This is a genomic window from Stenotrophomonas sp. S41 (assembly GCF_016624625.1).
In the GTDB taxonomy this organism is placed as follows: Bacteria; Pseudomonadota; Gammaproteobacteria; order Xanthomonadales; family Xanthomonadaceae; genus Stenotrophomonas.
Genome location: NZ_JACVTV010000029.1, coordinates 22,031 through 41,367 on the forward strand (window position 1 = coordinate 22,031; position 19,337 = coordinate 41,367).

19 protein-coding genes and 1 tRNA gene are annotated in these 19,337 nt (G+C 67.8%); 9 read left to right on the forward strand and 11 right to left on the reverse strand.

Going from position 1 to position 19,337, the window contains the following annotated elements; translation table 11 throughout:
• Nucleotides 1–14 precede the first annotated feature (14 nt).
• The 6 genes from IAE56_RS08610 to IAE56_RS08635 all read right to left on the reverse strand — a co-directional run bounded on the left by IAE56_RS08610 (nucleotide 15) and on the right by IAE56_RS08635 (nucleotide 5,640).
• Complete coding sequence (locus IAE56_RS08610; RefSeq protein ID WP_200752243.1) at nucleotides 15–455, reverse strand: hypothetical protein; 441 nt, start codon at nucleotides 453–455, stop codon at nucleotides 15–17.
• 33 nt (nucleotides 456–488) lie between these two features.
• Entirely contained in the window at nucleotides 489–1,949 is a 1,461-nt protein-coding gene (locus IAE56_RS08615) for a hypothetical protein (protein ID WP_234455976.1), read from the reverse strand.
• Nucleotides 1,949–3,400, reverse strand: coding sequence for a hypothetical protein (locus IAE56_RS08620; RefSeq protein ID WP_200752245.1), 1,452 nt, complete (start codon nucleotides 3,398–3,400; stop codon nucleotides 1,949–1,951). The genes IAE56_RS08615 and IAE56_RS08620 overlap by 1 nt, the downstream gene beginning before the upstream one ends.
• A gap of 209 nt (nucleotides 3,401–3,609) precedes the next feature.
• Nucleotides 3,610–4,758, reverse strand: a complete 1,149-nt coding sequence (locus IAE56_RS08625; protein ID WP_200752246.1) for a DUF3667 domain-containing protein — start codon at nucleotides 4,756–4,758, stop codon at nucleotides 3,610–3,612.
• 123 nt (nucleotides 4,759–4,881) lie between these two features.
• A complete protein-coding gene (locus IAE56_RS08630) occupies nucleotides 4,882–5,328 on the reverse strand; it encodes a GNAT family N-acetyltransferase (RefSeq protein ID WP_200752248.1) in 447 nt (148 codons plus the stop codon).
• 219 nt (nucleotides 5,329–5,547) lie between these two features.
• Nucleotides 5,548–5,640 (reverse strand) — tRNA-Ser (locus IAE56_RS08635).
• 145 nt (nucleotides 5,641–5,785) lie between these two features.
• On the opposite strand from IAE56_RS08635, the gene dnaX reads away from it, so the two are divergent.
• The 4 genes from dnaX (at nucleotide 5,786) to IAE56_RS08655 (ending at nucleotide 9,355) form a co-directional block, all read left to right on the forward strand.
• The gene (dnaX, locus tag IAE56_RS08640; RefSeq protein ID WP_200752256.1) at nucleotides 5,786–7,867 is read left to right on the forward strand and encodes a DNA polymerase III subunit gamma/tau; all 2,082 of its coding nucleotides are present in this window, start codon (nucleotides 5,786–5,788) and stop codon (nucleotides 7,865–7,867) included.
• A gap of 6 nt (nucleotides 7,868–7,873) precedes the next feature.
• Nucleotides 7,874–8,194: a YbaB/EbfC family nucleoid-associated protein gene (locus IAE56_RS08645; protein ID WP_005408298.1), complete on the forward strand. Its 321-nt coding sequence runs from the start codon at nucleotides 7,874–7,876 to the stop codon at nucleotides 8,192–8,194.
• Between the two features lie 141 nt (nucleotides 8,195–8,335).
• Nucleotides 8,336–8,935, forward strand: coding sequence for a recombination mediator RecR (gene recR, locus IAE56_RS08650; protein WP_108760009.1), 600 nt, complete (start codon nucleotides 8,336–8,338; stop codon nucleotides 8,933–8,935).
• Between the two features lie 60 nt (nucleotides 8,936–8,995).
• A complete protein-coding gene (locus IAE56_RS08655; protein WP_150454176.1) occupies nucleotides 8,996–9,355 on the forward strand; it encodes a histidine triad nucleotide-binding protein in 360 nt (119 codons plus the stop codon).
• 136 nt (nucleotides 9,356–9,491) lie between these two features.
• Here the strand turns inward: IAE56_RS08655 and IAE56_RS08660 are convergent, their stop codons facing one another.
• From IAE56_RS08660 to IAE56_RS08675, 4 genes are read right to left on the reverse strand one after another with little or no spacing between them, the layout of a single operon-like run.
• Complete coding sequence (locus IAE56_RS08660) at nucleotides 9,492–10,019, reverse strand: Slp family lipoprotein (protein ID WP_200752250.1); 528 nt, start codon at nucleotides 10,017–10,019, stop codon at nucleotides 9,492–9,494.
• A complete protein-coding gene (locus tag IAE56_RS08665) occupies nucleotides 10,016–11,965 on the reverse strand; it encodes a DUF3488 and transglutaminase-like domain-containing protein (RefSeq protein ID WP_200752251.1) in 1,950 nt (649 codons plus the stop codon). Before IAE56_RS08665 ends, IAE56_RS08660 begins: the two co-directional genes overlap by 4 nt.
• Nucleotides 11,958–12,902, reverse strand: coding sequence for a DUF58 domain-containing protein (locus IAE56_RS08670; RefSeq protein WP_200752252.1), 945 nt, complete (start codon nucleotides 12,900–12,902; stop codon nucleotides 11,958–11,960). The genes IAE56_RS08665 and IAE56_RS08670 overlap by 8 nt, the downstream gene beginning before the upstream one ends.
• 2 nt (nucleotides 12,903–12,904) lie before the next feature.
• Entirely contained in the window at nucleotides 12,905–13,858 is a 954-nt protein-coding gene (locus tag IAE56_RS08675) for a MoxR family ATPase (RefSeq protein ID WP_200752253.1), read from the reverse strand.
• A gap of 44 nt (nucleotides 13,859–13,902) precedes the next feature.
• Here IAE56_RS08675 and IAE56_RS08680 point away from each other — a divergent pair, with 44 nt between their 5' ends.
• Nucleotides 13,903–15,741, forward strand: coding sequence for a glycosyltransferase family 39 protein (locus IAE56_RS08680; RefSeq protein ID WP_200752254.1), 1,839 nt, complete (start codon nucleotides 13,903–13,905; stop codon nucleotides 15,739–15,741).
• 98 nt (nucleotides 15,742–15,839) lie between these two features.
• Here the strand turns inward: IAE56_RS08680 and IAE56_RS08685 are convergent, their stop codons facing one another.
• The gene (locus IAE56_RS08685; protein ID WP_200752255.1) at nucleotides 15,840–16,412 is read right to left on the reverse strand and encodes a Maf family nucleotide pyrophosphatase; all 573 of its coding nucleotides are present in this window, start codon (nucleotides 16,410–16,412) and stop codon (nucleotides 15,840–15,842) included.
• A gap of 114 nt (nucleotides 16,413–16,526) precedes the next feature.
• On the opposite strand from IAE56_RS08685, the gene IAE56_RS08690 reads away from it, so the two are divergent.
• The 4 genes from IAE56_RS08690 to IAE56_RS08705 all read left to right on the forward strand — a co-directional run bounded on the left by IAE56_RS08690 (nucleotide 16,527) and on the right by IAE56_RS08705 (nucleotide 19,274).
• On the forward strand, nucleotides 16,527–17,036 hold the full coding sequence (locus IAE56_RS08690; RefSeq protein ID WP_108770625.1) for a YceD family protein: 510 nt from the start codon (nucleotides 16,527–16,529) through the stop codon (nucleotides 17,034–17,036).
• A 116-nt stretch (nucleotides 17,037–17,152) separates the two neighbouring features.
• On the forward strand, nucleotides 17,153–17,347 hold the full coding sequence (rpmF, locus tag IAE56_RS08695) for a 50S ribosomal protein L32 (RefSeq protein ID WP_004154640.1): 195 nt from the start codon (nucleotides 17,153–17,155) through the stop codon (nucleotides 17,345–17,347).
• A gap of 90 nt (nucleotides 17,348–17,437) precedes the next feature.
• A complete protein-coding gene (locus IAE56_RS08700) occupies nucleotides 17,438–18,418 on the forward strand; it encodes a beta-ketoacyl-ACP synthase III (protein ID WP_108764244.1) in 981 nt (326 codons plus the stop codon).
• A gap of 73 nt (nucleotides 18,419–18,491) precedes the next feature.
• Nucleotides 18,492–19,274 (forward strand): serine/threonine protein phosphatase, encoded by a 783-nt coding sequence (locus tag IAE56_RS08705; protein ID WP_108767983.1) that lies wholly within the window; start codon nucleotides 18,492–18,494, stop codon nucleotides 19,272–19,274.
• The last annotated feature ends 63 nt before the right edge of the window (nucleotides 19,275–19,337 follow it).

Consider the following 19,337-nt stretch of genomic DNA (forward strand, 5'->3'; position numbering starts at 1 on the left):
CGTCTGCTCCTGCTTCAGCGCTTGGCGGAGAAGGTGGCAAGCCAGGCCACCAGCGAAACCAGGGCCAGGCCCCCCAGCGGGAACAGATAGAGCGGTGCGAGGAACCGGCCGCTGTTGACGAAGCCAAGTACCGCAGCTGTGGCAACGGCCATCAAGCCCAGGAACAGGAACCAGCCCGACGCATTGGCCCGGCTGGGCGCCACGCGTTCCTTGACGCGCCAGTTCGCATACGCGTTCTTGATCACGAAGAACACCACGGCCAGGACCAGCAGCACGACGCCGCCGATCAGCGCATCACGGCTGTTGGTCTGCTCGCCCACCGTCACATCCCAGTCGCCGGTCAGGGTCAGGCTGGGCTGCTGAGGGGTGGTGGTGGGGGTGGCAGCATCCGTCGGCGCCGGATCAGTGGCAGGCTGGTCGGTGACGGGGGCGGGAAGCGAACTTTTCTGGCTCATGCTCTGTCCTTGGGCGAATGCAGCGAATGGGGGTTACTTGAGGCGGATCGGGGTATCGGCATGGACCCAGGCCAGGCGCGCGCCGGTGAGTCCTCGCTTGAGCGTGGCCACGTGTTGTCCATGGCTGTCGATCACGTTGGCCGAGGCGAAGGGCTTGAGCCGGAACTGCTGGCTCTGGCCATCGACAACCACGGTGCAGGCACGGGCGCCGCCCAGCAGAAGTGCTGCAAGCAGCGCTGCGGCAAGCAGGGCAACGCCGCCGCCGTAGACAACGACTGCAGGCCAGACCGGGTACTGGACCTTGAGCAGCAGCGGCACCCGGGTGACCGAACTGTTCAGCTGCACGGGTGGCAGGAACACGTCCGGAAGGGCGTCGCCGGGGAAAAGCTCGGCCATGTGGGCGATGAAGGCGGGCGATACCTGCAGCTGCTGGTCATCCAGGCGGATGTCGATGGCACCGCGCTTCTCGTAGCCACTGCGCAGCAGTACTTCACGTGACCACTGAGAAGGCAGCGGCGGCAGTCGCAGCGCCAGCGTCAGTGGATCGCTCTGCTGGCCCGGTTCCAGTGCCTGCACGGTCTGCGTCGACAACGTGCCTTCCAGGCCGATCGCCGGCGGTGTGACCAGCGACGTGCGCGCGCTGTGGATCTGGTAGGGGTTGAACAGATTCTCGAAGCGGCCCTCGACCTGCGCCGTGCGCGCGAGCGTGCCGGCATCGAAGGACAGCACGAGGGTGGAACGATCGGCGGCAAGACCGGCCTGGATGCCCGGGGAATTTTTCACACCGGTCGGCAGGAACCGCACGGCCGCCTCTGAAAGCGGCTTCAGCCGCACGTGGCCTTCCGGCAACAGGGCGGCCAGCGAGGGCTGCTGCAGGATGGCCTGCAGGGCGGAGCTGGCGGGTTCGCCATAGGCGAGTGCGTAGATCATCAACCCGTTGGCGCGGTAGTGCTTGCCCTGCACCGGCATCTTCAGGGGGAACGCAGCAACCCGGGTGATGACCGGCTCTTCGTGCAGCAGTTCATAGAATTCCCGGTTGCGGGCGATGGTTTCATCGCTGTTGTTCGGGCTGTTCTTGTTGTTGGTGATCACCCAGATGATGCCGGGCCGGCTTTCCAGGCCGGTCTCAATGGCGCCCAGCAGGGCTTCCTTGAAATCCGTATCGGCCAGCGCACCGGACTGCTTGTGTGCCAGGCCCGCCTTGGCCAGTGCCTGGCCCAGACCAGGGTGGCTGCCCGGCCCGCGATAGACCCATTCGGGGGACGGGTGGCGTGCATCAGCCTGGTTGAACAGGCCGACCACCACCTCGCCATTGCCGCCGGCGGCCTGGCCAAGCCGGGTGACCAGCGGCTTGAAGGGCGACGCGGGATCTTCGTAGAACGGCTCCATCCAGCCGGAGTTCTGCACGAGGATCGCCTGGCGCAGGGGTTCGGCCCATGCAGGAATGCTGGCGCCGAGCGCCATCGCCAGGATGATCAGCTGCAGGCGCCGCATCAGCGCACGCTCCATCGCAGCAGCGTGCCGCGGTCGTCGATCCAGAGCCACAGCGCATCGTCGTGCATGAACCATTGCGCGTTCCAGGGTTCGGCCGCGTCCAGGGTGTAGGTCTGGTTGGGGAATGCCGGCCAGCCAATGCAATAGCTGGCCTGCTGCCTGCCACGGTTTTCATAGAACGACAGCAGGCTGGTGCGGCGCTCATTGGGGACGCGCAGGTACATCAACATGCCGTTCTGTTCAATTTCCAGGAACGGATGGATGACGTTGTCGGAGGCGTCCGGATGGTCATCCGGGTCGTAGTCCGCCCAAGGGCGATCCACCCGCACATTGAGCTGGAAGGTGCTGGCGCCGGTGCCCGCGGACGCGCGTCGCAGCGGGTTTTCATGTGGCAGGGAAGCGCCGAGCAGGACCGACACGGTGCTCTTGTCTTCGCGCTGCAGCAGTTGCCAGTCGCCATCGCCGTTGCGGTAAGGCGGGCCCAGAATGGGCCGTGCCTGCATGCCGGACGGCCAACCGTGCCAGCGGACGTCGATGTTCTCGCCGTTTTCCTGCACCTGCAGCCAGCCGAGTTCGCCGATCCAGGCCAGCCCATGTCCATTGGCCACCACGACGGGTGCCGCAAGCAACGGCATCTGTGCGGGCACGTCGCCCTGCACAGGCAGCGTGTTCCAGCGGCCCTGCTGATGCATCGCGATCTGCGCCCGCCCACCTGCGTGCAGCGGAACCAATGCAGCATCGCCCAGGCGACCGGGCGTCCCCATTGCAGTGCCTTCGCAGCGGTCTACGCTGTACTGCATGCGCAGAGGGTCGATCTGCACGAAATCCGCGCCAGCGTCGTTGGCAATCACCAAGCCGGAGCCCGTCGCGGCGGGCAGTGCAGCCACCGCCGAGGCCCAGTGGTCGAAACGGTGGCGCGCCAGCGGCAGCTTGCTGGCGCGCAGTTGTACCCAGCGCTGGCCATGGCGCTGCCAGATCCACAGCGAACCACTGCGGCCCAGTGCGAACAAAGCGTCGCGATGGCCACCAGCGTCGCTGGCGATGTAGAGCAGACCGTTGCTGGCTGGCGCGTCAACGCGCACGGCGCTGCTCTGCATCGTGGTTGCCGTCGTGCGCCAGTGTGTTGTCAGCCGGCCGACCAGCTCGGCCAGCGCCGCGCCGGCGTCTTCATCGCAGATCCGGTTGCCCTGGCTGCTGGCGCATGGCGGCAACCAGTTCTGGCTCCGGATGTCCGGCAGTGGCGAGCCGTCGAAAGGCGAGAACTTGAACTGGCGGGGCAGAAATCCCGCGTCGCCAGGCGCAGTCCGGGCACCCGCGAGGTAGTCCAGATCGGTCAGGACCGATGGAACAGGCAAGCCATCCAGTTGCTCAGCGTCGAATCGGTGGCCGTCCTGCGTCCACGCATCGTTATCCAGGCACCACGTGGTGCCTCCTGCACTTTCGGCAATCACGCCGACCCCCTGTGTCCATGCGCCGTGAAGGATATCCTAAAATTCTCTGACGGCGGTCACGGTTTTTCCCTACAGCGTGTAGGGAAAAGCCTTACATCCCGGACGCTGGGCCGAACCCTGTCGTGGCGCGACCCGACGAGGGGCTGCGGATCGGGCGGCGCAGTGCGGGCTGGGCCCTTGGGGATCGCAAGCGATCGCGTCTGCGGTGATCAGGCGGAGATGCCTGCCAGCGCCGCGTACATCACCACCACATTGACCAGGAAGAAGTAGACGCCGCCGATGAGGGTGTAGCGCAGCACGGTCAGCAGCTTGTTGCCGCCGTACACGCGCTGCTGCATCCACAGCAGGTAGACCGGCACCGCCAGCCACAGCAGTGCCGTGATCCACAGGCCGAGCGTGGCGACCAGCGGCGAGGCGAGTGCATTGCTGATGCTGGCGACCAGAAAGGTTGCCAGCACGACCATCATCAGCCAGCAGTGGCTGTACAGCGCCACTACCAGATGTTCCAGGTAGCCCATCGATCGCGGGATGTAGGCAATGCGCAGGACCAGTCCGAACACCGGCATCAGGAAGAACAGCGCGCCGGGCAGTGCGGTCAGGATCGCCTGCATGTACAGATCGGTCTTGCCGCCCATGCGCTGGATGTTGGCATTGCCGTTCTGCAGGCGCCGGTTGAGCCAGTTGTTGGCGAACTGCGGCAGGCCGGCGAGCACGATGGGATTGGTATCCGCATCCCAGGGCTTGCCGTTGATGCTGTAGTTGAAGAACGTGCCGTGATCGTCGTCGGCCGGCGGCGCGGGGGTGTCGGTAGGCGCGCCGAGCTCGGCCCTGCGCTGTGCGGCGGCGGCATTGACCGCAGCCCGGGCAATGGCGAAACCGGCGTTGCCGGTATTCGTGGTGCTGGCCTGCTGGTCGATCAGTGCCATCTGCTGCGCGCGTACGGCTTCGACCTGTTCGGCGGTGGTGGCCTTGCCGAACAGCGAATTGCCGCTGGCGCCTACGTTGAAGTCGTCGACGTGGACGAACATCTTGCCGATGAAGAAGGTGAACAGAGTGAGGATGACAAACAGCCGCAGCGGCTGCACGTAACCCACCCGGCGGCCCTTGAGATAGTTCAGTGCAATGCGGCCGGGCACCCACAGGTCGCGCAACGTGCGGAAGATGCGCCCGTCCAGGTGCCAGAACGATTCGAAGACTTCCTCGATGGCGTGGCCGACATGCTTGAGCGGATTGTGCGCGGACTGCCCGCAGTGATGGCAGTAGTGGCCCTGCAGGGCGGTGTCGCAGTTCTCGCAGGTGCCGTGTGCCGATGGATCGGCGTCGGGCAGGGCGGCGTGCACGCGGTCGATCGAGCTCATCGGGGCAAAGGGCCGTGCGTAGGGTGAAGGCGCCTACGATAGCGATTTTTCAGGTTTCGTTCAGCTTTTGGGGCAGGGGAGTTTTTGGGTGCGCAGGGTGTCTCATCCACGCGTGGCGTGGCTCTACTGCAGGCGTACTTCCATGTGCACGGCGTGGATTCCCGGGCCGTGACCGTCCGTTACCCGTTGGGTGACGCGGAAGCCCAGCCCGGCGTAGAAGCCCTCGGTGTGCTGGCTGGTGCTCAACGCAACGCGCTCCACGCGGGGGTCGGTGGCGGCCTGCTGCAGGCGCACCCGTGCAAGATGGCGGCCAAGTCCTTGTCCGTGGCGGGATTTCTCGACCATCCCCCAGCAGAATCCGGCGGTCCCGTTCGCGGGAGGAGACAGCCCTCCGCAGGCGACGACGCTGCCGTCGAGTTCGATGACCTGGTAGGCGTGTTCTTCCGCCAGCCCGCGCAGGAACGACTCGAAGTCCGGGCGTTCCTCCGGCGCGAAATAGGTTGGCAGATTGCTGTCAAAGATCGCCAGGCAGGCGGCCAGATCGTTGCGGTGGTAGGGCCGGGTCCTCATGGGGTGACCATAGCGCATGGGACCGGCAGGGGAGCGGGATCGGGCGGCACGCCATCCACGCATGGCGTGGATCTACTGAACTTTCCGGGGAGAGGCAGGCAAAGGGAGGGGCCCATTCGTTGCGCAGCAACGCATGGGGCGAAGCGCGCAAAGCGCGCATCGCGTCCCACGCCAGATTAAAAAAAACGGGCTGCCCTGAGGCAGCCCGTTTTTTTAATCTGGCGGAGAGAGGGGGATTCGAACCCCCGAAGCGCGGTTTAGACGCTTACACACTTTCCAGGCGTGCTCCTTCAACCACTCGGACACCTCTCCGGATCCCTGCCATCGGCAAACGCCTCAGCAGGGGCGCAGATTCTAGCGGGCGGCGCGGCAGTACACAAGCACCCCCAGTCATCGATGTGCAGCGGGTGTGTCGGAGGCGAGGGGGCTGGACAGGCATGGCACAATGGAACATCCGATGGAAGACGGTGGCCTGATGTCCTATCTCGTGCTTGCCCGCAAGTGGCGTCCGAAGCGTTTTGCCGAGCTGGTGGGCCAGGAACACGTGGTCCGTGCGCTCAGCAATGCGCTGGACAGCGGCCGGGTCCACCACGCGTTCCTGTTCACCGGTACCCGCGGCGTGGGCAAGACCACCATCGCGCGCATCTTCGCCAAATCGCTGAACTGCGAGCAGGGCACCAGCGCCGACCCGTGCGGCCAGTGTGCGGCCTGCCTGGACATCGACGCCGGCCGCTACATCGATCTGCTGGAAATCGATGCCGCGTCCAACACCGGCGTGGACGACGTGCGCGAGGTGATCGAGAACGCCCAGTACATGCCCTCGCGTGGCAAGTACAAGGTCTACCTGATCGACGAAGTGCACATGCTCTCCAAGGCGGCGTTCAATGCGCTGCTGAAGACGCTGGAAGAGCCGCCGGAGCACGTGAAGTTCCTGCTGGCCACCACCGACCCGCAGAAGCTGCCGGTCACCGTGCTCAGCCGCTGCCTGCAGTTCAACCTCAAGCGCCTGGACGAGGACCAGATCCAGGGGCAGATGACCCGCATCCTCGCCGCCGAGGAGATCGAGGCCGACGGCAGCGCCATCGTGCAGCTGGCCAAGGCCGCCGACGGCAGCCTGCGCGACGGCCTGTCGCTGCTGGACCAGGCGATCGCCTATGCCGGCGGCGCGCTGCGCGAGGACGTGGTGCGCACCATGCTGGGCACGGTTGACCGTACCCAGGTGGCGGCCATGCTCGACGCGTTGGCCGAGGGCGATGGCCCGCGCCTGCTGCAGGTCGTGGCCGCGCTGGCCGAGTTCTCGCCGGACTGGAGTGGCGTGCTGGAAGCGCTGGCCGAGGGCCTGCACCGCATCCAGGTGCAGCAGCTGGTGCCCGGCGCCGCGGCCCCGGTCGAGGGCCTGGACGCTGCCGCGTTTGCCGAGCGCCTGCGCGCGGAAGTGGTGCAGCTCTGGTACCAGATGGCCCTGAACGGCCGTCGCGACCTGCCGCTGGCGCCGAGCCCGCGTGCCGGCTTCGAAATGGCGGTGCTGCGCATGCTGGCGTTCCGCCCGGCCGCGGCGGTGCCGCCGGTGCCGAAGTCGGTCGAAGGTGCGACGGGTGGTGGTGCTGCGGGCGGCAGCGCCGGCGGTGGCCATGCCGCCGGTGCCGGCAGCAACGACGCCGCACCTGTGGCTGCAGCTGCTGCGGCGAGCCCTGCAGCGGTGGCTGACGTGGCTGCCCCGATGCAGACCGCGCCGCGCGAGCCCGAACCCGAACCTGAGCCGGCCCCGCAACCGGAGCCGGCCCCGCAACCGGAGCCGGAGCCGACCCCGGAGCCTGAACCGGTTCCGGTGGAAGAACCCGTGTCGCCGCCGCCGGTGAAGGCCGAAGCGGCGCCGCAGGTGGCCGAGGCGGATGATCTGCCGCCGTGGGCCACCGACGAAGCCGACGCGCGTGATCAGGCGCTGGCGGCGGAAATGGACGTGCCGGTCGCGATGGCGACGCCGGAGGCGGCCATGGTCGCCCCGTGGCAGGAACCGCCGGCCCCGGTGGCCGTGGCGGCCGAGCCGGAGCGCCCGTTCCATGCCGAGGGCATCGAGATCGCCCCGGCCGCGCCGGTGGCAACGCCGGCGCCGGCAGCGCATCAGGGCAGCATTTCCGACCTGGCCAGCGCCGAAGACTGGCTGGACCTGGTGGCCAACAGCGGCCTCAGCGGTCCTTCGCGGCAGCTGGCGGCCAACGCGGCCTTCATCAGCTGCCAGGGCGGCACCTTGAAACTGGGCCTTTCGCCCGGATTTGAGTACCTGCGTTCCGAACGCGCGCTGTCCGCCCTGGGCGACATGCTGGAAAAGGCCCTGGGCCAGGCGCCGAGGATCGTGGTCGAGACCGTGGAAACCGAGCAGGTCCCGGCCGAGACCCTGCACCAGCGTGCCGACCGCCAGCGTGGCGAGCGGCAACAGGCCGCCGAGGCCATCTTCATGGACGATCCGGAAGTGCAGCTGCTGATCCAGCAGCATGGCGCCCGGGTTGTTTCCGATTCCATCCGTTCTTTTGACGAGTAAGACACTATGCGCGGCAACATCGCCCAACTGATGCAGCAGGCCCAGAAGATGCAGGAAAACCTGCAGAAGGCCCAGGAAGAAATCGCCAAGATCGAAGTGACCGGCAGCGCCGGTGGCGGCATGGTCAGCGTGACCCTGACCGGCGCCAAGGAATGCCGCAAGGTGCGCATCGATCCGTCGCTGACCAGCGACCCGGAAATGCTGGAAGACCTGATCGCCGCGGCCTTCAACGACGCCTCGAACAAGATCGATGCCGAGTCGAAGTCGAAGATGGGTTCGGCCACTGCCGGCATGCAGCTGCCGCCGGGCATGAAGCTGCCGTTCTGATGTCCAGCGTGGCACCCGTGCAAGCGGGTGCCATCGACTGCGTAGAGTCGAGCTTGCTCGACTGTTCCAGCCTTCAGTCGAGCATGGCTCGACTCTACAGATAATCGTCGAGCATGGCTCGACGCTACAAAGCCTGCCGCCGTGTCCGCACCCCTGCTTGAACAATTGATCGATGCACTGCGGGTGCTGCCTGGCGTTGGCCAGAAGACCGCGCAGCGCATGGCCTACCACCTGCTCGAGCGCGAGCGCGAAGGTGGGCAGCGGTTGGCCGAGGCGCTGGCGCTGGCGGTCGAACGCATCGGCCATTGCGCGCAGTGCCGCGATTTCAGCGAAACCGAGCTGTGCCCGACCTGTGCCAACAACAGTCGCGAGCGCAGCCAGCTGTGCGTGGTCGAGTCACCGGCTGATCGCCTGGCCATCGAAAATGCCACCGGCTTCCGCGGCGTCTACTTCGTGCTGCAGGGCCGTCTGTCGCCGCTCGATGGCGTCGGCCCGCGCGAACTGGGCCTGGAGCAGCTGGAACAGCGGCTGGCGCAGGGGGAAGTGCAGGAACTGATCATCGCCACCAGCGCTACGGTTGAAGGCGAAGCGACTGCGCACTATCTGGCCCAGCTGGCGCGTGCGCGCCAGGTCCAGCCGAGCCGTCTGGCGCAGGGCCTGCCGCTGGGTGGTGAACTGGAATATGTCGATCGCGGCACGCTGTCGCATGCCTTCGGGACGCGCAGCGAATTCCGCGACTGACCGCGGCCGCGCGCGGCGTGGCCGGCCTACAATGCGGGAGACATCCCGCCGAGGCCGACCATGACCACCGAAACCCTCTTCAGCAAGATCATCCGTCGCGAGATCCCGGCCACCATCGTCTACGAGGATGACGAGGTGCTGGGCTTCAAGGACATCGCACCGCAGGCGCCGGTGCACGTGCTGTTCATTCCGAAGAACGAGATCATCCCGACCCTGGACGACCTGCAGCCGTCGCAGGCGCACCTGATCGGCAAGCTGGCCCTGGCAGCAGCCGCGTATGCGCGCAGCGAAGGCTTCGCCGAGGACGGCTACCGCATCGTGATGAACTGCCGCGAAGATGCCGGGCAGACCGTGTTCCACATCCACATGCATCTGTTGGCCGGTGCGCCGTTGGGCCATTTCGGTACGCCGGGGCATTGAGGCAACGGCGTACATGGCTTCCGTGCCGACCAACGGTCGGCACCCACCGTGGATGGCGGTCGGCACCCACCGTGGATGGCGCCAACAAAAAGGCCGCCCGAGGGCGGCCTTTTGCGTCACGCGGGACGTGGCAGGTTTACCACCAGCCCCAGCCGCGGTAACCACCCCAGTACGGGCCCCACGGACCCGGGCCCCACGGGCTGTACGGGTAGGGCACGACATCGACCTGGCGCTGCTCCGGCCACAGGTAGATGACGTCGGCCGCCAGCTTGGGCAGGCGGTAGTCGTACTCGCCGATGCGGGTGTTGGCGTAACCGTCGATCTTGCCGATGAAGGTCACGTCGCGACCGGCCTCGAACACGGCCGGATCATAGAAGCCGGCGCGGCAGGCAATGAAGCGGCCATCGCTGGCATCGGCCGAGCTGGTGTTGGGGCGGCCGCTGCCATTGAGCGGGCGCGAGATGATCTGGAAGCAGGTCTCGCCCTGGCTGGGCTGGGTTTCGATGATGCGGCCACCCCAGCGAACGGGGGTGCCCACCTGCTGGGTGGCAACCGAGTCACGCGGGGAAACCACGCTGAACTGACCCTGCAGCGGCTTGGGGGCCGTGGCGCAGGCCGACAGGGCCAGGGCGGCCACGGCGGTGAGAAGGAACTTGGTGTTCATGAAGTAGCTCCGGAAGTCGGGCGATGCCTGCGCAGGTCCCGCAATAATGGGGCGAGCTCGGTACGAGTGCCAGCGTAGCGCGCTTCGACGAAACGCTGGCTGAGTGCAATGAGGGCAGGGTCGGGGCGCTGGGCATGGACCCGCTGGGCCCAGGCCAGGGCGGGTTCGTGCGGCTCGCGGGCCAGCCCCAGCCGTGCGTAGCGGCGGCCCAGCCGGTGCCAGGCGCGCAGCAGCGGGTCGCGCTCGCGCTCGCCACGGGCCAGCAGCCAGGCCATCCAGCCCATCGCCAGCAGGGCGGTGGCCACGAAGCCGGCCAGCAGCTGGCCGGGCTTCAGATCATCCAGGCCCAGCGGCTGCAGCAGCTGCTGCTGGCGGCGCGCGTCGAAGGACAGCACCAGGTCGTTCCAGCCGCGGCGCAGCCAATCGCCGATCTGACCGGCCTGCAGCCAGCGCTGCTGCAGGTCGAGGTCGGCGCCGGCCGGCAGGCGGTCTTCCAGCGTGTCGAGGATGCGCTCGGGCGCCACTGCCGCGGTCGGGTCCACGCGTACCCAGCCACGCTGGGGCAGCCAGACTTCGGCCCAGGCGTGGGCGTCCATGCGCCGCACGACCCAGTAGTTGCCGAGCCGGTTGCGGGTGCCGCCGGCGAAACCGGTCACCACGCGTGCGGGGATGCCGGCGTTGCGCATCAGCACCACGAAGGCCGAACTGAAGTGCTGGCAGAAGCCGGCCTTGTAGTCGAACAGGAACGCGTCCACCGGGTCGCGCCCGGGCGCCGGGGTTTCCAGCGTGTAGGAGAAATCAGCGGTGATCCAGTCCAGGGCGCGGCGGACGACGGCGGCATCGTCGTCGCCGGCTTCCTGCCGCCATTGCCGCGCCAACGTTGCCGTGCGCGGGTTGAAGTTGGCCGGCAGCTGCAGCGCCGCACGCCGCTGGTAGGGCGACAACTCGGCATCGAAGCGTGTCGCCGGTGCCGAGTGCAGGCGCCAGCGGGTCAGTGCGGAGAGCGTGCGCTGGCTGGCCAGGCTCATCTCGGCGTTGAGCGCGGTGCCTTCGGGGGCGGCCGTGGGCAGGTCCAGCGCCACCAGCAGGCGGCGATCCGTAGGCTCGTAGTCGATCTGGTAGTCCCAGCCCGGGCCTTCGTGGGTCACCTGCGCCGGCCGTCGATGGTCGGCGTCGCGGTTGCGCGTCCAGACGTGGCCATCGAAGCGGGTCAGCACCGGCCCGCGCCAGTAGCGCTGCTGCGGCTGCGGCACGGGCCCGAAGAACTGCACGCGCAGCGCCGGGGTGTCGTCGGCCATCAGGTCCAGCCACTTGTCCGGCTCCATCGAGTCGGACAGGCCGGGGGTGCCGACCGCGCGTTCGGGCACGCCCCACAACGGCGAGGACAGCCGCGGGAACAGCCAGAAGCAGGCCAGGGCCAGGGGCAGGCCGATCAGCAGCAGGCGGCCGACGCCGCGCAGCTGGCCGGGCAGCGGCAACGCCGCGCTGCGGCCTTCGTTGTGGGCCAGGCGCTGCAGGGCGAGCAGGCTGCTGATGCCGGCCAATGCGGCCAGCAGCGTGGTCAGGGGGCCCTGGTCGAGCAGGAAGGCGGCAAACGGCCCGAACAGGGCGAAGCCGAGCAGGCTGCGCGCATCACGCACGCTGCGCAGTTCGCTGGATTTGATCGCCAGCATCGCCGCCAGCAGTGCGCAGCCGGTGTCACGCCCCGGCCGCACCGCGCCCATCTGCCAGACGATGGCGCCCAGCATGGCCAGCACCAGCAGCAGGCGCACCGGCATCGGCAGCACACCTCGCAGCGACAACGCAGCGGTCGCCAGGCCGGCAACCGCGATCACCGCAGCCAGTGCGCTGGGCAGCTGCAGCAGCAGGGGCAGCAGCGCCAGCGCGGCGCTGGCCAGGGTCCAGTTGCGCGCGTTGCGGTCCAGCAGGAGGGCGGGCTCAGTCATGGGGCATCAGCGCCAGTGCGCGCAGGCACGCATGATGGTGGCTCGCGCCCTGGCCGGGGCCGAGTGCGGGCTGCGAGGGCAGCAGCAGGGTGTAGCGCCGGCCTTCGCGTTCGGCGCTGTCGACCCAGCGCGCCAGGCGCGAGATGCGCGCTTCCGTCGGCAGGGTGGAGAGCGCGCGCCAATCCAGCACCACTTCGATGCCGACCGGTTTTTCGTATTCGCGCACCAGCAGCGTGTCGCGTCGTGCCGAATGCTTCCAGGCAATGCTGCGCGGCGGGTCGCCTGCGCGGTAGGGGCGCAGCTGGTGCAGCTCCTCGCCGCTGGCGTGGGCGCGGGTGTGCAGCAGGTCGCTGCCCTGTTCGGGCAATGACGGCGCCACGGCTTCGGCCACCGGGTGCACCAGCAGCGGTTGTTCCGGCCACACCCAGGACCACGCACGCACCAGGCCCAGGGGCTGGGTGCTGGACAGGCGGATGCGTGGCAGGTCGAGCCAGCCGCGCCGCTCGGTGGGCACGTCCAGCTCCACTTCACCACGTCCCTGTGCGGGCAGGTCGGTCCAGGCCTGGCTGTCGCCGACCTGCAGTTCCAGGCCATGGCGCGGCCGCGGGTCGCGCAGCGACAGGTCGATGCGCAGGCGCAGCGGCTGGCCCGCCGGCACCGGTTCGGCCGAGATGGCGTCGATCTGCACGCCCGACAGCTGCAGGTGGGCGGCGATGGCGCTGGCGATGGCGGCTGCCGCCAGCAGCAGGGCCAGCAGCAGGGCCGGGTTGTTGTTGTAGTTCAGCGCACCCAGCAGCATCGCCGACAGCAGCAGGGCCACGAACAGGCCGAAGCGCGTGGGCAGCACGTAGATGCGCCGGCGGTCGAGCCGCTGCGGCAATGCTTCGGGCGTGCGCGGACGCGCCAGGCGAAGCAGGCGTGAGCCGCGTGCGGACATCCTCAATCCACCGCGACGGTCTGCAGGATGGCGCGCGCCAGCGCCGGCCCCGTGCTCGATTCGGACTCGCCCACCAGACGGTGACCGGCCACGGCGACGAACAGGGTCTGCACGTCTTCGGGGACCACGTGGCCGCGGCCGAGCAGCAGCGCGTGGGCCTTGGCCGCACGCAGCAGGGCCAGGCCGGCGCGCGGCGACAGGCCCACGCGCACGCCGGCATGCTGGCGGCTGCGGGTCAGCAGGGCCTGCACGTAGTCCACCAGCGCGTCGCTGACGTGGATCTGGCCGACCGCGGCGCGAAGTTCACGCACCTGGTTGTCATCCAGCTGCGGCACGGCGCGCGCGATCAGGTCGCGGCGGTCGGTGCCGCGCAGCAGCTCGCGTTCGGCCTGCGGGCTGGGGTAGCCCATCGCCAGCCGCAGCAGGAAGCGGTCCAGCTGCGAATCGGGCAGCGGGAACGTGCCGGACAGGTCGACCGGGTTCTGCGTGGCGATCACGAAGAACGGGTCGGGCAGCGGATGGGTCTGCCCGTCCAGCGTCACCTGCTGTTCGGCCATCGCTTCCAGCAATGCGCTCTGCGTGCGCGGCGGCGCGCGGTTGATCTCATCGGCGAGCAGCACGTGCGAGAACACCGGGCCAGGATGGAACTGGAACTGGCGCGTGCCGGCGTCATACACCGAGACGCCCAGCACATCGGCCGGCAGCAGGTCGGAGGTGAACTGCACGCGCTGGAAGCTCAGCCCCAGGCTGCTGGCCAGTGCATGGGCCAGCGTGGTCTTGCCCAGGCCGGGCAGATCTTCGATGAGCAGATGGCCACCGGACAGCAGGGCGACGAAAGCCAGCCTGACTTCCGGCACCTTGCCGAGCACCAGGGCATTGACCTGATCCTGTGCCTCCCGCAGGGCCTGGCGCAGTTGATCGGTTAGCATGCTGGGCATGGGGGACGGAGCTGGCATGTTCGTCTCACGTTCGGGAACCATTCGATTCTATCCATAGAGCAATGCAGGGCGAACAGCGCGCACGTACGATTTTTCTCTGGTTATGGACGCTGGTCACAGCGGCCAAGCTGCTCGTGGCCGCGCGTCTGCCCCTGTTCGTGGACGAGGCGTTCTATTGGCAGGAAGGCCAGCACCTGGCGGCGGCGTACTCCGACCTGCCGGGATTGACCGCGTGGCTGGCGCGCGTGGGCGTGGAAATCGGCGGCCAGCACGTGCTGGCACTGCGTCTGCCGTTCCTGGCCATCGGCGCACTGCTGCCGTTGCTGGTCGCGCGTGTCGCCACGCGCTGGTTCGGCAACGTGGCCGGCTGGCAGGCGGGCAGCCTGACCCTGCTGATGCCGTTGTCGGCCACGCTGGGCCTGTTGGCCGTGCCCGATGTGCCGATGGCACTGGCTGCGGTGCTGTGCCTCGATGCCGGTGCACGCCTGCTGCGCAGCGTCGATGCGTCGTCCGCGATCAAGCTGGGCCTGGGCTTGCTGATCGGTGCGCTCAGCCACTACCGCTTCATCGGCGTGATCGGTGTCGGCTTCATCGCGCTGCTGGTGTTGCCGCAGGGACGGCGCATGCTGGCTGATCCGCGCGTGTGGGTGGCGCTGGCAGTGGGTGTATTGGCGTGGTTGCCGCTGCTGGCGTGGAATGCCGACAACCATGATGCCGGCCTGAAATTCCAGGTGGTCGAGCGCCATCCCTGGGCGTTTGAATGGCGCGGGATGTGGTTCCTGGTGATCCAGCCGATGCTGGTCACGCCCATCCTGTGCATCGCGATGTGGAAGGTGGCGTTGGCCGGTACGCGCAGCGGCGGTGGCGCGCGCACGCAGTGGCGCTACTTCGGCCTGGTCGGCGGCGTGTCAACGCTAAGCATTTTCCTGCTGGGCTTCTTCACCGATGTCGAGCGCATCAGCTTCCACTGGCCGCTGCCGGGCTACCTGGCGCTGCTGGTGGCGGTGCCGGTGGTGCTCAACGGCTGGCCGCGCTGGCTGCGCCGCACCGGCTGGTGGCTGGCCGGCATCGGCATGACACTGGCGTTCGGCTATTACCTGGTGGCGTCGACGCCGTCGCTGCGCGAACAGCTGGCCGGTGACAAGTACTACCCGCGCAACTTCGCCGGCTGGGAACCGCTGGCGGCCGCCGTACGCGACGAACTGCAGCAGATGCCGGAAGGCACACGCGTGCTGGCCGGCAACTTCAAGGTGGGTGCCGAGCTCGGCTTCCAGCTCGGCGACGGCAACATCACGGTGCTGCCGCACCCGCTCAACGACAAGCACGGGCGCACCGCGCAGCTGGCGCAGTGGGGCCTGGTACACGAGGGCGAGCGCAGCGGACCGATGCTGCTGGTGCTGTCGCCCAGCGATCAGCGTTTCCGTGACCTGGTGCCGCGCTACCACGCGGTGTGCGCGCAGGTGGGACCGCTGCCGCCGCCGAAGGTGGTCAGCAACGATCATGGTTTCCAGCGCTTCCTGTTGTTCCGCCTGCCTGCGCAGCGCGCCGAAGGCGAGTGCGTGACGCCGGCCGTCGCCTATCTCGATTCGCCAGGCAATGGCGAAGCGGTGTCGGGCACGCTGGCGGTGAAGGGCTGGGCGTTCAAGGACGGCATCGGCCTGGCGCGCGTGGAAGTGCTGGTGGACGGAAAGCCGGTGGGCGATGCGCAGTACGGTCGCGAGCTCGACATCCGCCCGTTGTGGCCGATGTCCAATGATCCGCAGCACCCGAATGCCGGCTTTGATGCCAGCGTGGACACGCAGGCGCTGGCACCTGGTCGGCATTGGCTGGGCCTGCGCCTGCATGGCCGCGATGGCAGCGTGGAAGACTGGCAGGAACAGCCGTTCGACGTGGAGCGGTAGAGTCGAGCTTGCTCGACTGCCTCGAACATCCAGTCGAGCAAGCTCGACGCTACGGAAAAGCAGCCGAGCATAGGCTCGGCTCTACAAAAGCCAGTGGCTTACGGCACGGCGAAGCCGGCCCGGCGCAGCAGCCCGCACAGCGCGATCAGCGGCAGCCCGACCAGGGCGGTGGGGTCGCGGTTGTCGATGGCCTCGAACAGGCTGATGCCCAGGCCCTCGCACTTGAAGCTGCCGGCACAGTCCAGCGGCTGTTCGGCGGCCACGTAACGGGCAATCTCCTGCGCCTGCAGCGGGCGGAAGCGCACTTCGGTCAGGTCCATGGCCGCGAACGATTCTCCATCGCGCGTGAGACTGATCGCGGTATGGAAGCGCACCGTCTGCCCGGCCATCGCCGCCAGCTGGGCGCAGGCGGCCTCGACCGTGCCTGGCTTGCCCAGCGGCTGGCCATTCAGGTCCGCAACCTGGTCCGAGCCGATCACCCAGGCGCCGGGGTGGCGCGCGGCGACCTCGGCGGCCTTGGCAGCCGCCAGCCTCCCGGCCAGGGCCAGCGGGGCTTCGCCGGCCTGCGGGGTCTCGTCCACCGCCGGGCTTGCGCAGTCGAAGGGCAGGCCGAGGCGCTGCAGCAGCTCGCGCCGGTAGCGGGAGGTGGAGGCCAGAAGCAGGGCAGGCATGCGACAATTCCGGGGCAGGGCGCGGCAGTCTGGCCCGGCGCCGAGGCTGCCAGCAAGCCCCTGTATGGCGGGCATTTGACAGCGGCGGTCCCGATCCTTAGTATTCAGCGGCTTATGTCCGCGAACGTGCCCGAAACGCTGGATGCTTGGCGGATGGTCGTAGCGCGAAGGCGCTTCGACGGCCAGGTCTCTTTGGCTGATTTGACTCGCCTGCAAGGGTTGGTCGCCGATACCGACGGTGAGTGCAATTACTCGCTTGAATTCGGTCGCGACGACGTCCTGCGGGTATCCTATGTGGAACTGACCATCGATACCGCGTTGCCGCTGACCTGTCAGCGCAGCATGCAGCGATTCCTGTTGCCGGTGAAGATGACCCAGAGGCTTGGTCTGATCCGCGACGAGGACGAGGAATCGTCCCTGCCCGAGGAGTACGAGGCGTTGCTGGTGCCGGAAGATGGGCAGCTGCGTCCGCTGGACCTGGTCGAAGATGAATTGGTGCTGGCGGTACCCGTGGTACCGCTGTCGCCGGACGGTGAGGCAGTCAACAGGGACTGGGCACCGACCGAAGAAGAAACGAAGCAGGCCAACCCGTTTGCGGCGTTGGCGGCACTGAAGAAAGAGTAAAAGCATTAGCAGCCGGATTGTCGTCGGCGGCTGCGGCGAAAGCGAAAGTGTGCTGGGCGCTGGCGTCCTGCGCGACGATACGACGAAGCAAATCGAACCGAGTTTGGAGCAATCCCATGGCTGTCCAGAAATCCCGTGTCACCCCGTCCCGCCGCGGTATGCGCCGTGCGCATGACGCCCTGAGCGCCAAGCAGCTGTCGACCGACCCGACCACCGGCGAAGTGCACCTGCGTCACCACATCACTGCTGACGGTTTCTACCGCGGCAAGAAGGTCATCCAGACCAAGACCTCGGCCGTCGAAGAAGATTGATGTGCCGGAAGGCCGCTGCCCCAGGGCAGCGGCCTTTGCCTTCTTCCCCGGGCATGCCGGTGATCGGCAGCCTGCGCAACAGGAAACATGATGAGCAAGCGGATCTACTCGAGGATCGCGGGCACCGGTAGCTATTTGCCGGAAAAAGTCCTGACCAACGCCGACCTGGAAAAAATGGTCGAAACCTCGGACGAGTGGATCCAGTCGCGCACCGGTATTCGTGAACGGCACATCGCGGCCGAAGGCGAAACCACCAGCGACCTCGGCTACCACGCCGCGGTGCGTGCGCTTGAAGCGGCCGGTATCGACGCTTCGCAGCTCGACATGATCGTGGTCGGTACGACCACCCCTGACCTTATTTTCCCGTCCACCGCGTGCCTGATCCAGGCCAAGCTCGGTGCGTCGGGCTGCCCCGCCTTCGACGTCAACGCGGCCTGCTCGGGCTTCGTGTTCGCGCTCAGCGTGGCCGACAAGTTCATCCGTTCCGGTGATGCCCGCTACGTGCTGGTCATCGGCGCCGAAACGCTGACCCGCATCGTCGACTGGGAAGACCGCACCACCTGCGTGCTGTTCGGCGACGGTGCCGGCGCGGTCGTGCTCAAGGCCGATGAAGAAACCGGCATCCTCAGCACCCACCTGCATTCCGATGGCAGCAAGAAAGAGCTGCTGTGGAATCCGGTCGGCGTGTCGGTCGGTTTCAAGGATGGCAGCGGCAACGGCGGCGGCACCATCAACATGAAGGGCAACGACGTGTTCAAGTACGCCGTCAAGGCGCTGGACTCGGTCGTGGACGAAACCCTGGAGGCCAACGGCCTGGGCAAGTCCGACCTGGATTGGCTGATTCCGCACCAGGCCAACCTGCGCATCATCGAAGCCACCGCCAAGCGGCTGGAGATGTCGATGGACCAGGTCGTGGTCACCGTCGACCGCCACGGCAACACCTCCTCCGGCTCGGTGCCGCTGGCGCTGGACGCCGCGGTGCGTTCGGGCAAGGTCGAGCGCGGCCAGCTGCTGCTGCTGGAAGCCTTCGGTGGCGGCTTCACGTGGGGTTCGGCCCTGCTGCGCTATTGATAGCGTAGTTACGACAAAGTGAAGTCTGTCGTTACGGCCCCTCTGGGGCCGTAACGCGTTCAGGAGATCCGTCATGGTTGAGCCCATCGTCATCGAAGGGCAGCGCGCCTGGCTGAAGCAGTACGGCAAGGGAAGCCGCGCATTCGCCTTGGGCCTGCTCAATTTCATTGCCCGCCGCTTCCACCTCGATGCCCTGCGTCCGCCGCCGCACCGCGGGGGCGATGCCGCGCGCGAGACCGAGGCCCGCCGCCTGGGCGAGCTGCACGCGCAGGGCGTGAACGTGCCCGAAGTGATCGGCAGCGGCCATGCTGCGCTGGTGATCGGCGACAACGGCGGTTCCTTCAATACCTGCCTGCGCGAAGCCGATGACGCCGGTCGTGACCGGCTGGTGGCCGCCGCGATGAAGGCCCTCGCCGAAGCCCATGCCCGTGGCGCCTATTTCGGCCAGCCGGTGCCGCGCAACCTCACCTGGGACGGCCAGAACGTGGGCTTCATCGATTTCGAGGAAGACCCGCTGGAAGTGATGGACCTGGCCGAGGCGCAGGCGCGCGACTGGCTGATGTTCGGCTATGGCGTGGCCAAGTATTACGCCGACCGTCCGCAGCACCTGCAGGCGATGATGGCCGAGGCCATGGATGGTGTGCAGGCGCCGGTACGCGCGCACGTGCATTCGGTCAGTGGCCGGCTGCAGGGCCTGGCCCGTGTGTGCATGAAGCTGGGCCGCTCGGCGCGCGCGCTGGCGCAATCGATCTTCATCACCCATGGCGCCACCACGCTGGGCCTGATCATGGTGGTGGGGCTGTGCGTGGACTGGTTCGCCGATGGCGAGCTCGACATCCTGCAGCTGTTCTGCTGATCGCATCCGCCGGGGGGGGGGCCCCGCGGCCCCGGGGGGGGGGGGGGGGGCGGGGGGGGGGGG

Excerpts from the sequence above, each read along its gene's own strand:
- IAE56_RS08610 (WP_200752243.1), bottom strand. The coding sequence starts at position 455 with ATGAGCCAGAAAAGTTCGCTTCCCGCCCCCGTCACCGACCAGCCTGCC.
- IAE56_RS08615 (WP_234455976.1), bottom strand. The coding sequence starts at position 1,949 with ATGCGGCGCCTGCAGCTGATCATCCTGGCGATGGCGCTCGGCGCCAGC.
- IAE56_RS08625 (WP_200752246.1), bottom strand. The coding sequence starts at position 4,758 with ATGAGCTCGATCGACCGCGTGCACGCCGCCCTGCCCGACGCCGATCCA.
- IAE56_RS08630 (WP_200752248.1), bottom strand. The coding sequence starts at position 5,328 with ATGAGGACCCGGCCCTACCACCGCAACGATCTGGCCGCCTGCCTGGCG.
- dnaX (WP_200752256.1), top strand. The coding sequence starts at position 5,786 with ATGGAAGACGGTGGCCTGATGTCCTATCTCGTGCTTGCCCGCAAGTGG.
- IAE56_RS08645 (WP_005408298.1), top strand. The coding sequence starts at position 7,874 with ATGCGCGGCAACATCGCCCAACTGATGCAGCAGGCCCAGAAGATGCAG.
- IAE56_RS08655 (WP_150454176.1), top strand. The coding sequence starts at position 8,996 with ATGACCACCGAAACCCTCTTCAGCAAGATCATCCGTCGCGAGATCCCG.
- IAE56_RS08660 (WP_200752250.1), bottom strand. The coding sequence starts at position 10,019 with ATGAACACCAAGTTCCTTCTCACCGCCGTGGCCGCCCTGGCCCTGTCG.
- IAE56_RS08665 (WP_200752251.1), bottom strand. The coding sequence starts at position 11,965 with ATGACTGAGCCCGCCCTCCTGCTGGACCGCAACGCGCGCAACTGGACC.
- IAE56_RS08670 (WP_200752252.1), bottom strand. The coding sequence starts at position 12,902 with ATGTCCGCACGCGGCTCACGCCTGCTTCGCCTGGCGCGTCCGCGCACG.
- IAE56_RS08675 (WP_200752253.1), bottom strand. The coding sequence starts at position 13,858 with ATGCCAGCTCCGTCCCCCATGCCCAGCATGCTAACCGATCAACTGCGC.
- IAE56_RS08680 (WP_200752254.1), top strand. The coding sequence starts at position 13,903 with ATGCAGGGCGAACAGCGCGCACGTACGATTTTTCTCTGGTTATGGACG.
- IAE56_RS08685 (WP_200752255.1), bottom strand. The coding sequence starts at position 16,412 with ATGCCTGCCCTGCTTCTGGCCTCCACCTCCCGCTACCGGCGCGAGCTG.
- IAE56_RS08690 (WP_108770625.1), top strand. The coding sequence starts at position 16,527 with ATGTCCGCGAACGTGCCCGAAACGCTGGATGCTTGGCGGATGGTCGTA.
- rpmF (WP_004154640.1), top strand. The coding sequence starts at position 17,153 with ATGGCTGTCCAGAAATCCCGTGTCACCCCGTCCCGCCGCGGTATGCGC.
- IAE56_RS08700 (WP_108764244.1), top strand. The coding sequence starts at position 17,438 with ATGAGCAAGCGGATCTACTCGAGGATCGCGGGCACCGGTAGCTATTTG.
- IAE56_RS08705 (WP_108767983.1), top strand. The coding sequence starts at position 18,492 with ATGGTTGAGCCCATCGTCATCGAAGGGCAGCGCGCCTGGCTGAAGCAG.